The 13,064-nt window shown below is 74.0% G+C and carries 14 protein-coding genes and 1 pseudogene; 8 read left to right on the forward strand and 7 right to left on the reverse strand.

What is annotated here, in order from left to right; genetic code table 11:
* Nucleotides 1-46: 46 nt before the first annotated feature.
* Complete coding sequence (locus tag ACI1MP_RS02920; RefSeq protein ID WP_232733740.1) at nt 47-643, reverse strand: helix-turn-helix domain-containing protein; 597 nt, start codon at nt 641-643, stop codon at nt 47-49.
* Between the two features lie 141 nt (nt 644-784).
* Here ACI1MP_RS02920 and ACI1MP_RS02925 point away from each other — a divergent pair, with 141 nt between their 5' ends.
* The 4 genes from ACI1MP_RS02925 to ACI1MP_RS02940 all read left to right on the forward strand — a co-directional run bounded on the left by ACI1MP_RS02925 (nt 785) and on the right by ACI1MP_RS02940 (nt 5,324).
* Nucleotides 785-2,464 (forward strand): FAD-dependent oxidoreductase, encoded by a 1,680-nt coding sequence (locus ACI1MP_RS02925; protein WP_404867622.1) that lies wholly within the window; start codon nt 785-787, stop codon nt 2,462-2,464.
* A gap of 260 nt (nt 2,465-2,724) precedes the next feature.
* Entirely contained in the window at nt 2,725-3,510 is a 786-nt protein-coding gene (locus ACI1MP_RS02930; RefSeq protein WP_380331681.1) for an electron transfer flavoprotein subunit beta/FixA family protein, read from the forward strand.
* 41 nt (nt 3,511-3,551) lie between these two features.
* On the forward strand, nt 3,552-4,508 hold the full coding sequence (locus ACI1MP_RS02935; RefSeq protein ID WP_404867623.1) for an electron transfer flavoprotein subunit alpha/FixB family protein: 957 nt from the start codon (nt 3,552-3,554) through the stop codon (nt 4,506-4,508).
* A 174-nt stretch (nt 4,509-4,682) separates the two neighbouring features.
* Complete coding sequence (locus tag ACI1MP_RS02940; protein ID WP_380344459.1) at nt 4,683-5,324, forward strand: DedA family protein; 642 nt, start codon at nt 4,683-4,685, stop codon at nt 5,322-5,324.
* Nucleotides 5,325-5,396: 72 nt separating this feature from the next.
* Here ACI1MP_RS02940 and ACI1MP_RS02945 read toward each other — a convergent pair whose 3' ends face one another.
* From ACI1MP_RS02945 to ACI1MP_RS02955, 3 genes are all read right to left on the reverse strand, one after another.
* Nucleotides 5,397-5,969, reverse strand: coding sequence for a dihydrofolate reductase family protein (locus ACI1MP_RS02945; RefSeq protein ID WP_100584462.1), 573 nt, complete (start codon nt 5,967-5,969; stop codon nt 5,397-5,399).
* Between the two features lie 68 nt (nt 5,970-6,037).
* Nucleotides 6,038-6,787 (reverse strand): SRPBCC domain-containing protein, encoded by a 750-nt coding sequence (locus tag ACI1MP_RS02950; protein WP_380344456.1) that lies wholly within the window; start codon nt 6,785-6,787, stop codon nt 6,038-6,040.
* Entirely contained in the window at nt 6,787-7,416 is a 630-nt protein-coding gene (locus ACI1MP_RS02955; RefSeq protein WP_404867624.1) for an ArsR/SmtB family transcription factor, read from the reverse strand. The genes ACI1MP_RS02950 and ACI1MP_RS02955 overlap by 1 nt, the downstream gene beginning before the upstream one ends.
* Before the next feature lie 207 nt (nt 7,417-7,623).
* On the opposite strand from ACI1MP_RS02955, the gene ACI1MP_RS02960 reads away from it, so the two are divergent.
* The 3 genes and pseudogenes from ACI1MP_RS02960 to ACI1MP_RS02970 all read left to right on the forward strand — a co-directional run bounded on the left by ACI1MP_RS02960 (nt 7,624) and on the right by ACI1MP_RS02970 (nt 8,835).
* Nucleotides 7,624-8,451: a class I SAM-dependent methyltransferase gene (locus ACI1MP_RS02960; RefSeq protein WP_404867625.1), complete on the forward strand. Its 828-nt coding sequence runs from the start codon at nt 7,624-7,626 to the stop codon at nt 8,449-8,451.
* Nucleotides 8,448-8,597, forward strand: a pseudogene (locus ACI1MP_RS02965) (hypothetical protein); the annotation flags it as partial. The gene ACI1MP_RS02960 and the pseudogene ACI1MP_RS02965, both read left to right, overlap by 4 nt.
* A gap of 82 nt (nt 8,598-8,679) precedes the next feature.
* Nucleotides 8,680-8,835: a hypothetical protein gene (locus ACI1MP_RS02970; protein ID WP_404867626.1), complete on the forward strand. Its 156-nt coding sequence runs from the start codon at nt 8,680-8,682 to the stop codon at nt 8,833-8,835.
* Nucleotides 8,836-8,976: 141 nt separating this feature from the next.
* Here the strand turns inward: ACI1MP_RS02970 and ACI1MP_RS02975 are convergent, their stop codons facing one another.
* From ACI1MP_RS02975 to ACI1MP_RS02985, 3 genes are all read right to left on the reverse strand, one after another.
* Nucleotides 8,977-9,315, reverse strand: coding sequence for a DUF5713 family protein (locus tag ACI1MP_RS02975; RefSeq protein ID WP_380344444.1), 339 nt, complete (start codon nt 9,313-9,315; stop codon nt 8,977-8,979).
* 82 nt (nt 9,316-9,397) lie between these two features.
* Nucleotides 9,398-10,408, reverse strand: coding sequence for an Acg family FMN-binding oxidoreductase (locus ACI1MP_RS02980; protein WP_404867627.1), 1,011 nt, complete (start codon nt 10,406-10,408; stop codon nt 9,398-9,400).
* Between the two features lie 175 nt (nt 10,409-10,583).
* Nucleotides 10,584-11,828 carry an ROK family transcriptional regulator gene (locus ACI1MP_RS02985; protein WP_404870760.1) on the reverse strand — a complete coding sequence of 415 codons (1,245 nt, stop codon included), beginning with the start codon at nt 11,826-11,828 and terminating at the stop codon, nt 10,584-10,586.
* A 224-nt stretch (nt 11,829-12,052) separates the two neighbouring features.
* Here ACI1MP_RS02985 and ACI1MP_RS02990 point away from each other — a divergent pair, with 224 nt between their 5' ends.
* Nucleotides 12,053-13,057, forward strand: a complete 1,005-nt coding sequence (locus tag ACI1MP_RS02990; RefSeq protein WP_100584467.1) for an aldo/keto reductase family protein — start codon at nt 12,053-12,055, stop codon at nt 13,055-13,057.
* Nucleotides 13,058-13,064 lie beyond the last annotated feature (7 nt).

The following is a 13,064-nucleotide window of genomic DNA, read 5'->3' on the forward strand; positions in this document are numbered from 1 at the left end:
CGCGCCGCGCCCTCCCCGGCGCGCGGCGCTCCGCCGGGCCGGGCCGTCAACTCTCCTTGCCCGTGGTCCTGGCCCGTACGTGCACCCGCTCCCCCTGCGGCCCGAACAGGCTCAGGAACTCCACCGGGGTCGAGCCCGCGTTGGTGAACACGTGCGGCGTACGGGTGTCGAACTCGGCCGCCTCGCCGGCCTTCAGCACCACGTCGTGCTCGCCGAGCCGCAGCCGCAGCTGCCCCGACAGCACGTACAGCCACTCGTGGCCCTCGTGGGTGCGCTGCTCGGCGTCCTCCCGGCCCCCCGGCGGGACGATCATCTTGTACGCCTGCATCCCGCCGAGGTTCCGGGCCAGCGGCAGGTACGTCCGGCCGTGCCGGACGAACGGACGCAGCCGGACCCGGGGGTCGCCCGTCGGCGGCGCGTCCACCAGCTCGTCGAGCGCGACCCCGTGCGCCCGGGCCAGCGGCAGCAGCAGTTCCAGGGTGGGCCGGCGGCCGCCCGACTCCAGCCGGGAGAGCGTGCTCACCGAGATGCCGGTCTCCTCGCTGAGCTGCGCCAGCGTAGTGCCGCGCTGCTGGCGGATCGCCCGCAGCCGCGGTCCGACCCCGCTCAGCACCGCCTCGAAGTCCTCGTTCTCCGCGCCCACCGCGCGACTCCCTCCGCTCGACCACCGCTCGACCATCGCCCGACCTTCGCCCGGCGTCCGCCCGGCTTCCACTCGGTCCTTCCATTTGCCACCTCAGCAACATTGTTTGTCAATCCGGCCAGGGCGGCGCACCATCGGACCATGACCGCCACGCACCGCGACTCGCACCCGCATCCCTCCCGCCACCACGACGTCCTGATCGTCGGCGGCGGCGCCGCCGGACTGAGCGGGGCCCTCGTCCTGGCCCGGGCCCGCCGCTCCGTCCTGGTCGTCGACGCCGGCCGGCCGCGCAACGCGCCCGCCGAGGGCGCCCACGGCCTGCTCGGCCAGGAGGGCGTCCCGCCCCTCGAACTCGTCGCCCGCGGCCGGGCCGAAGTCGCTTCGTACGGCGGCGAGTTCCACGACGCGGAGGTGCGCGGCATCACCCGCGATCCGGACGGCGCCTTCCGCGCCGAGCTGTCCGACGGCAGCACCGTGCATGCCCGCCGGGTGCTGCTGGCCACCGGCACCACCGACGTCCTGCCCGAGCTGCCCGGCCTGGCCGAGCGCTGGGGCCGCCAGGTGCTGCACTGCCCGTACTGCCACGGCTGGGAGGTCCGCGACCGGCGGATCGCCGTGCTCGCCACCGAGCCCGCCGTCGCCGTCCACCAGGCGCTGCTGTGGCGGCAGTGGAGCTCCGACGTCACGCTGCTCGCCCACACCGCCGGGCCGTTCACCGAGCAGCAGCGGCGCGAACTCGCCGCCCGCGGCGTCACCGTGCACACCGGCGAGGTCGTCGCCGTCCTGCCCGAGGGCGAATCCGATGCGCTCACCGGCGTCCGGCTCGCCGACAGCACCGTGATCGACTGCGACGCGCTCGGCGTCGGCACCGGCCTGACCGTGCGCGCACCGTTCCTCGCCGGTCTCGGCCTCGCCCCGACCGCTCTGGTCCGCGACGGCGCCGAGCTGGGCAACCACCTCGCCACCACCGGCCCGACCGGCGCCACCGAGGCGCCGGGCGTGTGGGCGGTCGGCAACCTCGTCGACCCGATGGCGCAGGTCGCCGTGGCGGCCGCCGACGGCCTGCGGGCCGCCGTCGCGATCAACGCCGACCTGATCGCCGAGGAGACCCGACTCGCCGTCGAGGCCGTCGAGTTCTGGGAGAAGCGCTACGGCGAGAGCGAGCAGATCTGGAGCGGCCGGCCCAACGCCTCGCTCACCCACGAGGTCGCCGGCCTCGCCCCCGGCCACGCCCTGGACCTCGGCTGCGGCGAGGGCGGCGACGCGATCTGGCTGGCCCAGCAGGGCTGGCAGGTCACCGCCGTCGACATCTCCCAGGTCGCCCTCGACCGGGCCGCCGCCCGCGCCGCGGTGGAAGGCGTCGCCGACCGGATCAGCTGGCGGCGCACCGACCTGGCAAACGCTTTCCCGACCGGCTCCTACGACCTGGTCTCCGCCCAGTTCCTGCACTCCCCCGCCGAGTTCCCGCGCGAGCGGGTACTGCGCCGCGCCGCCGACGCGGTCGCCCCCGGCGGCACCCTGCTGATCGTCAGCCACGCCGTCGCCCCCGCCCGGTTCAGCGAGGCGCAGGACCAGCACGATCAGCACGGGCACGAGCACGGGCACGGCCAGGACCAGGACCATGGCCACGGCCACGGGCATCACTCGATGAACTTCCCCACTCCCGCCGAGGTGCTCGACTCCCTGCGCCTGGCCCCCGGTGCCTGGACGGTGGAGCGCGCCGAGGAGCACCCGCGCCACGACCACCCCGAGCACCCCGTCGCCGACCCCGACGCCCGCCCGCACCGCGACTCCACGGTCCGCCTGCGCCGCAACCCCTGACCGGCCCGCCCTGCTGCACCGCCCCCCTCAGCCGCCCGCGCGCACCCGCACGCGGGCGGCCGTGCTTCCGTCCACCCGCCTGACGAACCGTCAGCCCTATGATCACGACGTGCCCGCCCGAGCCCCCTGGCACTCAGTTCCCTCCGCCGGGACACTGAGTCCCCTCTCACTTCGACAGAGAGTGGATCTGTGGCACGGAGTGTGGTCTAGTGGGGGTACTGAGTTCCCTCCGGTGTGAGGCGTGAAAGGACTAGGTGGCCGTGAGCTTGAGGATCGTTGTCTGTGTGAAGTACGTGCCCGACGCGACCGGTGACCGTCGCTTCGCGGACGATGCCACCACCGACCGGGAGGGCGTGGACGGCCTCCTGTCGGAGCTGGACGAGTACGGCGTCGAGCAGGCGCTGCGCATCGCCGAGGCGAACGAGGGCGCCGAGGTGACCGTCCTGACGGTCGGCCCCGACGACGCGAAGGACGCCCTGCGCAAGGCCCTGTCGATGGGCGCCGACAAGGCCGTCCACGTCAACGACGACGACATCCACGGCACCGACGTGATGGGCACCTCCGCGATCCTCGCGGCGGCGCTGGAGAAGACCGGCTACGACCTCGTCGTGTGCGGCATGGCCTCCACCGACGGCACGATGGGCGTCCTGCCCGCCCTGCTGGCCGAGCGCCTGGGCGTCCCGCAGGCCACCCTCCTGTCCGAGGTCGCCGTCGAGGCCGGCACCGTCAAGGGCCGCCGCGACGGCGACGCCGCCACCGAACTCCTCGAGGCGCCCCTGCCCGCCGTCGTCTCGGTCACCGACCAGTCCGGCGAGGCCCGCTACCCCTCCTTCAAGGGCATCATGGCCGCGAAGAAGAAGCCCGTGCAGTCGTTCGACCTCGACGACCTCGGCATCGACGCCGACACCGTCGGCCTGGCGGGCGCGTGGACGAAGGTCGCGGAGATCACCGCCCGCCCCGCCCGCACCCAGGGCGTCGTCGTGACCGACGAGGGCGACGGCGGCAAGCGGCTCGCCGCGTACCTCGCCGAGCAGAAGTTCATCTGACGGCCCGCCAGGAACCTTCGAAGGATACGGAGTTTAGACACATGAGCGAAATCCTGGTCCTGGTCGACCACGCCGACGGCGCGGTGCGCAAGCCCGCCCTCGAACTGCTCACCCTCGCCCGCCGCCTCGGCACCCCCGCCGCCGTCGTCCTCGGCGCCGGCGACCACGCCGCGGCGATCGCCGCCAAGGCCGCCGAGTACGGCGCCGCCAAGGTCTACACCGCCGACGCCGACGAGTTCACCACCCACCTCGTCGTCCCCAAGGTCGACGCCCTCACCCAGATCGCCCAGACCGCAGGCGCCGCCGCCGTCCTGGTCACCTCCGGCGGCGAGGGCAAGGAGATCGCCGCCCGCACCGCCCTGCGCCTGGGCTCGGGCCTGATCACCGACGCCGTCGACCTGGAACAGGGCACCGACGGCCCCGTCGCCACCCAGTCGGTGTTCGCCGCGTCGTTCCAGGTGAAGTCCACCGTCACCACCGGCACGCCCGTCATCACCGTCAAGCCGAACAGCGCCGCCCCCGAAGCCGCGCCGGCCGCCGGCACCGTCGAGAACGTCACCGTCGCGTTCACCGGCAACGCCGCCACCGTCACCTCCCGCACCCCGCGCGTCTCCACCGGCCGCCCCGAGCTCACCGAAGCCGCCATCGTCGTCTCCGGCGGCCGCGGCGTCGGCGCGGCGGAGGGCTTCACCGTCGTCGAGGACCTCGCGGACGCCCTCGGCGCGGCCGTCGGCGCCTCCCGCGCCGCCGTCGACGCCGGCTGGTACCCGCACACCAACCAGGTCGGCCAGACCGGCAAGCAGGTCTCGCCGCAGCTGTACGTCGCCGCCGGCATCTCCGGCGCGATCCAGCACCGCGCCGGCATGCAGACCTCGAAGACCATCGTCGCGGTCAACAAGGACCCCGAGGCCCCGATCTTCGAACTCGTCGACTACGGCGTCGTCGGCGACCTCTTCACCGTCCTCCCCCAGCTCACCACCGAGGTCAAGGCCGGCTGACGACCCGTCACCAGCTGCCTCGGAAGGGCGCGACCGCCACGGTCGCGCCCTTTGGCGTTCCGGCCCGCCGCTCGCCCGCGGAGGCCCTCGCTTGCGCCTCCCCCACCACTTTCGTCTACAGTCACGTAGACGGTCTACTTCCTTGTAGACGCTGAGTGCCCCGGAGGCCACGCCGTGTACGCCCACTCCGTCCTGCTGGCGGTCAACCCGCTCGACGCTTCCTCCCTGCTCGCGGCGTTCGGTGCGCTCGGCATCGCCGCCGTGCTGTTCGCCGAGACCGGGCTGCTGATCGGCTTCTTCCTGCCGGGCGACTCCCTGCTGTTCACCGCCGGCCTGCTCTGCACCCCCGGCCTGCACTCCGGCCCGCACCTGAACCTCCCGCAGGTCCTCGTCGCCGCCGTCGTCGGCGCCCTCGCCGGGGCCCAGGTCGGCCACCTGCTCGGCCGCAAGGGCGGCCGCGCCCTGCTGGAGCGTTCCCGCAACCGCCGCCTGCACGAGGGCGCCCAGCGCGCCGAGGAGCTGCTCGCCCGCTACGGCCACGCCAAGGCCATCACGCTGGCCCGCTTCGTCCCCGTGGTCCGCACCGTCCTCAACCCGCTGGCCGGCGCCCTCGGCGTCCCCACCCGCACATTCGCCCTCTGGCAGACCGTCGGCGGCCTCGTCTGGACCGTCGGCCTGATCCTCGGCGGCTACGCGCTCGGCTCCACCATCCCCAACGTCGACCACTACCTGCTCCCCGCCATCGCGGTGATCGTCGCCCTCTCCCTCCTCCCGCTCGCCCTCGAGTTCCGCCGCAGCCGCGCCGCCCGCGGCTGATACCTCGCCCGGAACCGGAGAAGCCCGCCGCTGACGGACGTCAGCGGCGGGCTTCTCCGGTGGTGGGCGGCCTCAGCGGACGACGTCGAAGACCTGCTTCTGCACGCCGTTGCTGTAGACCGCGTGCTCGACCAGCGCCAGCTTCTGGGCGTCCTTGTCGGTGGTGCTGAACAGCCGCTTGCCGGCGCCGAGCAGCAGCGGGAAGACCAGCAGGTGGTACCGGTCGATCAGGCCGGCGTCGGACAGGCCCTGGTTCAGCGTCGCGCTGCCGTGGACGATGATCGGACCGCCCTCGGTCTCCTTGAGCGCGGCGACCTCGTCCAGCGAGCGCAGGATGCTGGTCTCGCCCCAGTTGGAGACCAGCTGGTCCTCGCCGAGGGTGGTCGAGACGACGTACTTCGGCAGTGTCCGGTAGTGCGCGAACTCCGCCATGTCCGGCCAGACCGGGCTGAACGCCTCGTAGCTGACCCGGCCCATCAGGACCGCGGCTGACTCCTCCTGCTCCCGGGCCTTGATCTCGAACGCCTCGGGGACGAACTCGATGTCCTTGAACGTCCAGCCCGAGTTCCGGTAGCCGGGCTCACCGCCCGGGCCCTCCACGACACCGTCGAGCGAGACGAAGGCCGTGCTGATCAGGGTGCGCATGATGGTGCTCTCCTCGATGTACGAATCTGGCGATGTGCCCGGTGCTCGGCCTGCTCGGCGCCCGGTGCTCAGTGCTCGGCAAGGACGCCGGCCACCCACTGCTGCCACCCGGCCTCGGCAGCGGTGGCGGCCTCGTCCGGGCCGAACAGGTGGTGGAACATCAGCACCAGGCCGGGGGCGTGGTGGAAGGTGTACAGCCCGTCCGCGGTGCGGACCTCGAAGCGCTCCTGGTCGGACCACGTCACCTCCCCGGTCAGCGGCGGCAGCCCGGCCGGCTCGGCGTGCGCCCGCGCGCCGACGGCGATGTCGGCCGGCAGCGCCAGGCCGCGGGCGAGCGCGGCCCGGACCCGCGGTGCGGGCCGCTCGCCGGTCTGCGCCATGGCGAAGACCGGGCGACCGGTGCGTCCGCGGAAGTGCGTCAGGTACTCGCGGAGCGTGTGCAGGTGGAACGGCCAGCCGCGGCGCAGCGCGTCGTACTCGTCCTGCCAGTCGTCGCCGAGCATGCCGCTGTGGACGACGCGCAGGACGGTGCTGCCGCCCTCGCGCCCCTCGATGAGGTACTCGAAGGCCATGAACCGGCCGTCGGCCGCCGTGCCCGTGCGGGTGGCGAACCGCTTGCCGGGCTCGTACCCGGTGACCAGCGCCTCCTCCCGGTTGCCGCCCACGTCCATGACGGCGGTGCCGCCTTCGCGCGGATCGACCTCGTTGCGGCCCATGAACCAGGACTCGATTCCGGGCCCGGTGGCGATCGCCTCCCAGACCTGTTCCGGGTCGGCCGGCAGGACGATCTCCTGCTCGATCTCGAAGGGGTGGCTCATCAGGGGTTCTCCTGTGCGGCGTCGGGCCGGTGGCTGTCCGCGGCCGGGTGCGGGTCGGGGATCTGGTGCAGGCCGACCACCACGCGGTGCCTCCGGCCCTGCGGTGCGGACTCGTCGTGGTACCGGCCGACCAGGCCGGCCACCGCCTGGGACAGCTCCTCGGCGAAGGCCGCCCGGTCGGCGGCGGAGGCGAACCGCACCTCGGCGTCGATCCCGAAGCTCGCCACCCGCTGTCCGGCCCGGGCGGCGCCGGTCAGCAGCGCGCCGACCTCCTGCACCAGCCGGGCCCCCAGCGCCAGCAGCCAGCGGGCCGAGAGCTGATCGGGCGACCGGGCCGGATCAGGGCTGACGGCGGCCAGCGCACTGGGCGAGATCACGTACGAGGCGGCCGTGGCGCGGTACACCCGTTCGGTGACGTTGCCCTTCCGGCGTTCCTCGGCCAGCTCGACCAGCCCGTGCCGCTCCAGCTCCTTCAGGTGGTAGTTGACCTTCTGCCGGGGCAGCCCCAGCCGGCCCGCCAGCATGGCGGCCGAGCCGGGCTCCGCCAGGGCGGCGAGGATCCGGGACCGGATCGGATCCAGGGACGACTCGGCCGCGGCCGGCTCTTCGATCACAGCAATGTCCAGCACCTCTCCACCCTCCGGCCCGAAGGCCCCCGGCGCTCCCGGGGACGACTCCAGCCTCCCTCCGAAGAGAAATCCTGTCAAGACAAATTTTCTTGTCGGTAACGGCTCGCTCTCCGGCCGGGCACGACGCCGAACGAGCCGGTGGATCTCGGCACACCGGGCCGGCACCGGGCTAGGATCGCCCACCGACCGATCGATCAGGGGGAATCCGTGCCGCCGACCGCCGCACCCACCACGAGCTTCGACGCCAACGAGCGCACCGCCTGGGCGGGGCGGGCCGACGTCTACGCCGCGACGTTCGGACGGCTCTGCGCCCACAGCACGCCCGAACTCCTGGACGCCGCCGAGGTGTTCGCGGGCACCCGGCTGCTGGACGTGGGCACCGGCCCCGGCACGGTCGCCGCCGCAGCCTGCGCCCGGGGTGCGGAGGTGACCGCCGTGGACGCAGAGCCGAGCATGGTCGAACTCGCCCGCCGCGCCGCGCCGTCCGCCCGGGTGGATCTCGCCGCGCTGCCCGCCCTCCCGTACGGAGACGCCGAGTTCGATTCAGTGGTGGCCAACTTCGTGCTCAACCACGTCGGCCGTCCGCTGCTCGCCCTGGCCGAACTGCGCCGCGTCCTGCGGCCCGGCGGTCGCCTCGCGCTGACCATCTGGTCCGGCGCCCCGGCCCCCGGCCAGGCCTTGATCCCACAGGCGATGCAGGCCGCCGGAGCCGTCCGGCCGCCGCACCTGCGCCCGCTCGACCCGGCCGACGACTTCCCGCGCACCCCGGACGGCCTGGCCACGCTGCTCACCGACGCCGGCCTCCGGCACGTCACGTGTCGCACCCTCAGCTGGGACCATCACGCCACCGCCGACGACTGGTGGGCCGGCCCGGCCTCCGGCGTCGCCACCATCGGCCTGACGTTCCTCGCCCAGACCCCCGAAATCCGGTCCGAGGCCCGCCGCCACTACGACCGCCTCGCCGCCCCCTTTCGCACCCCGGACGGCACCCTCGCCCTCCCCCACACCGCCCTGCTCGCCACCGGCTCCAAGTGAGCGCCAGGCGTTCACGGATCACGCTGCGCCACTCGGCCCGTGCGGTCGTTCTCCACGAACACCACCGCATCCTGCTCTGCCGACACGTCGTTCCAGAACTCACCGGAGCGGTCGTCGTACGGGCCGCGCCGGGCGGCGGCGTGGAACCGGGCGAAACCGTCCTCGCCGCGCTGCGCCGGGACCTGCACGAGGAGGTGGAGGCTCACCCTCGGCGCCGACCTGCCGCACGTGCGGCACCAGGAGGTCGCCGGCCTCAGCGGCCCGGCGGGCCGCACGGGCGTCGTCAACGACTACGTCCTGGTCCGCACCGTGTCGTTCCGCCCCAACGTCGCGATGACCGACGACGAGCTCGCCGCCGAGAACATCACCGGCTTCCGCTCGTGAAAGCTGCCCGAGACAGCCGCCCACCGCGGCCGGGACCTGTTGTCGCCACGCGACTGGCCACGCCGCCGGCGGCGCTGATCGTCGACGGCGCGCCGGCCGATCCGGTGCCGCTCGGTCTCTGGGCGCCCGGCCCGCCGCTCATCACCACTCGCGTGGCGCGATCAGCTCCTCCCGGTCCGCGTCGGCAAAGCCGTACGCTGCCGCGACGAACGCGAAGTCCTCGCCGATCGCTTCCCGGGCGACCGTGTCGATCTCGCTGTCGGCCTCGTCGAGGGCGTCGCCCAGGCGGTTGAACTCCTCCGTCGCGGCGTGCGTCAGCACGTACAGCTCCCGGAGCCCGGCCGGGCGTTCGGCCTCGATCCGGTCGCACAGCGCGCGCAGCACCGCACGGCCCCGCTCCACCAGGTGGGCGGGGTAGTACGGGTCCCCCGCCATCCCGATCAGGAACTCGTGTTCCGCCACCTGCGCGTTTCCGCTCATCGACCGACCGCTCCGCCCGTTCCGTTCCCCGAGGTTGCCGACACCGATCATCCAACTCCGCACCGACAACCTTCCGGTGGGCTCAGGAGGCGTGGACGGCTCCGCGCAGGAGTTCTTCGACGTCGCGGCGCGGGGTGGCCGCGCCGCGCGGGCCGTAGCCGATCCGCAGCACGATCTGGACGGTGCCGACACCAGCCTCGGGGTTGCGCAACCGCCAGCGGGTGTCGGGGAGTTCGACGGCCTGGTGGAGGACGGAGACGCGGACGCCGTGGGCGGTCGCCACCAGCCAGACGCGCTCCATCGACTGGCCGGCCCGCAGCCAGTCCGCCGCCGTGTCGCCGCGGGTGGCGATGGTCACCAACTGCGGCAGCGCCTCGAAGCGTTGCGAGTGGGTGGGGCCGTGTCCGGTGAAGTCCCGCATGGGGACGCGGGCCTCGTGGTCCTGCGGGCCGAGCGCCGCCGCCGGGATGCCGTCCGCGGAGGGCTCGCCGCGCAGCCAACTCCCGGTCTCCGCAAGGCGGGCGGCGTCGGCGACGATCCGGGCCTCGGCCTCCGCGACGAGTGCCAGCACCCGGCGCGCCTCGGACTCCTCCAGGGCTTCGAGGACGGTGTCCTCGGCCGCGGCCGCCGCGATCAGTTCGCCGATCACCGTCTCGGGGACGTCACGGTTGTTGAACGGCTCCCGGCTGGAGTGCCGCAGCGCGATCGCGTCCGCCAACTCGGCCGTCTCGTCCGGGACTCCGCGCGGACCGAAGTGCACCACCGCGACCGGTGCGTCCGCCGCGACGGGGCCGGGCAGCAGTTCCAGCTCCTCCACGGGCAGGCCCTGCCGGGCGGCCGCGACCCGCAGGTTGAACAGGGCCGCGCCGACCGACAGCAGCATGCCGCGGCCGTCCGGGTCGGCCACCGGGACGGCCCGGTCCGGATCCGCGAACACCAGTACCCCATGGCCGTCCTCGGCCGCCTGGAACCGCCAGGGCTGGGAGTTGTGCAGCGACGGCGCGGCCCCGGCCGCGGCCACCAGCACCCGTAGCTCCTGCACGCTCAGCGCTGCCCCCGGCCCGCCCCTCGTACCCGCCGTCGACTCGACCATCGCGGATCACTCCTCGCCGCATCCTCGTCGCGTTCCACGTGCCTCTGTAGCTCGAGCGTGCGCCTCGGACCGGCCGCGCCGGTAGGGCCCAAAGACCCCCGCCCGACGACCTCCGTCCCGTTTCCCCCACCGGCGGTCCGCCCACGACCGGCCCGCGGCCCGTCCGCCGGCCGCGTCACGCCGACGCGGTGCGCTGCACGAACACCTCCAGCCGGGCCGACTCCAGGGCCGTGGCCAGCGCGCCCAGCAGCACCGCGTCCTCGCCGAGGGTGCTCGCCACCACCCGGGGCCGCAGCTCGCAGCTGCGGTGCAGTGCGTCCTCCAGGGGCGGCAGCAGCAGGTCCGCGCTGCGGCCCATCCCGCCGCCCAGCACGACCAGTTCGGGGTCGGCGACAGCGGCCACCACGGCGACCGCGAAGGAGAGCTGCTGGGCCTGCCGGGATATCGCCGCCCGCGCGGCCGGATCGCCCGCCCGGGCCGCCTCGCACACCTCCTCGGCGGTGGCGGCGCCCGTCAGCCCGAGCCGCCACGCCTCGCCCACCATGGCGTCCGCGCCCACCACGTCCTCCAGAGGGACGTCCCGATGCGCCGTCAGCTCGCCCGACAAGCAGGGGAGTTGGAGTATTCCGATCTCACCGGCCGCCCCGTGCGCCCCGGTCCACAGTTCGCCGTCGCGCACCAGGCCGACGCCGACGCCGGTTCCGACCAGCAGGTAGGCGAAGACCGAACTGCCCGCTCCCGCACCGTAGGTGTACTCGCCGAGGGCGGCGAGGTTGGCGTCGTTGGCGACCTGCACGGGAATGCCGAGGCCGTCCGCGATCCGGTCGAACAGGCCCGGCCTGGCCCAGCCGGGCAGGTGCGCGGCGTGCCGCACCACCCGCCGCCGCTCGTCCCACACGCCGGGGCTGCCGATCACCGCCCGCACCACCCCGTCCGCCGGGCCGGCCGACGGGCAGCCGGCGCCCTCGGCGAGCCCCGCGTCGGCGAGCGTGTCGCGGGCGGTGGCGACCAGCGCGTCCGCGACGGCGGGACCGGTCCGGCCCCGGTTGGGGACGTCCCGGCGGGCCACCACCCGGCCCGACAGGTCGGCGACGGCGACCCGCAGGCGGGCCCGGCCGACGTCCATCCCGAGCACGTGCCCGGCGCCGGCGTCGGCCCGGTACAGGACGGCCGTGCGACTCCGGTCCGGGGCCAGCGTGCCGGCCTCGCGGACCAGCCCGGCCGTCTCCAGCGAGCCCAGCGCGGCCGACACCGTCGGCTTCGACAGACCGGTGTCCCGGGCGAGCTGCGCCCGCGAGGAGGGGCCGCCGGTGCGCAGCAGTTCCAGCAGCAGCCACTCGTTGTTGCTGCGCAGCCGCTGGCGGTTCCACCTGGCGGGCTCGGGCGCCGCGCCTGCGGTCCGGCTCCGCGCGACCGGCATCGCTTGCGGGTGGGTCACGGTTCCTCTTCTCCGGTCGGGACAGTCCGCCCGCCCCCGCCGGCAATACCGTCACACACTCAACTGTTGTCCACGTCCAGGTCGTCACACCCGTGTCGCCGCCGGGAATCCGACCTCGACACGCCCACCGGCACCGGCCCGCTCCCGGTTCCTGCGGCACGGCGATGGTACCCACCGGAGCCGTCGGCTGACGTACCGTACAGATCATGGAATTCCGTCACCTGGGCCGCAGCGGCCTGATCGTCAGTGAAATCGCCTACGGCAACTGGCTCACCCACGGCTCGCAGGTCGAGGAGGACACCGCGGCCGCGTGCATCCGCGCCGCCCTCGACGCGGGCATCACGACCTTCGACACCGCCGACGTGTACGCGGAGACCCGCGCCGAGTCGGTCCTCGGACGGGCCCTCAAGGGCGAGCGTCGCGAGGGGCTGGAGATCCTCACCAAGGTGTTCTGGCCGACCGGGCCCGGCCGCAACGACCGGGGGCTGGGCCGCAAGCACGTCATGGAGTCGATCGACGGCTCGCTGCGCCGCCTGCAGACCGACTACGTGGACGTGTACCAGGCGCACCGCTACGACCCGTCCACGCCGCTCGAGGAGACCATGGAGGCGTTCGCCGACGTGGTGCGCTCCGGGAAGGCGCTGTACATCGGCGTGTCCGAGTGGACGGCCGACCAGATCCGGGCCGGGCACGCGCTCGCCCGCGAGCTGCGCGTCCCGTTCGTCTCCAACCAGCCGCAGTACAGCGCGCTGTGGCGGGTCATCGAGGGTGAAGTCGTCCCGGTGTCCGAGGAGTTGGGCCTCGGCCAGGTGGTCTGGTCGCCGATCGCGCAGGGCGTCCTCACCGGCAAGTACCGGCCCGGCGCGGAGCCGCCGGCGGGCTCCCGGGCCACCGACGACAAGGGCGGCGCGAACTTCGTCGCCCGCTGGCTGCGCGACGACGTCCTGGAGCGCGTCCAGCTGCTGCGTCCGCTCGCCGACCAGGCGGGGCTGTCGCTCGCCCAACTGGCCGTCGCCTGGGTGCTGCAGAACTCCAACGTGTCCGCGGCGATCATCGGCGCCTCCCGGCCCGAGCAGGTCACCGAGAACGTCAAGGCCGCCGGCGTGAAGCTGGAGCCGGAGCTGCTCGCCCGGATGGACGAGATCCTCGCGCCCGTCGCCGAGTTCGACCCGGCGAAGACCGCGGAGAACGCCCCCAAGGTCCGCCCCTGACACAGCG

The sequence above is a fragment of the Kitasatospora griseola genome (assembly GCF_044999035.1).
In the GTDB taxonomy this organism is placed as follows: domain Bacteria; phylum Actinomycetota; class Actinomycetes; order Streptomycetales; family Streptomycetaceae; genus Kitasatospora; species Kitasatospora griseola.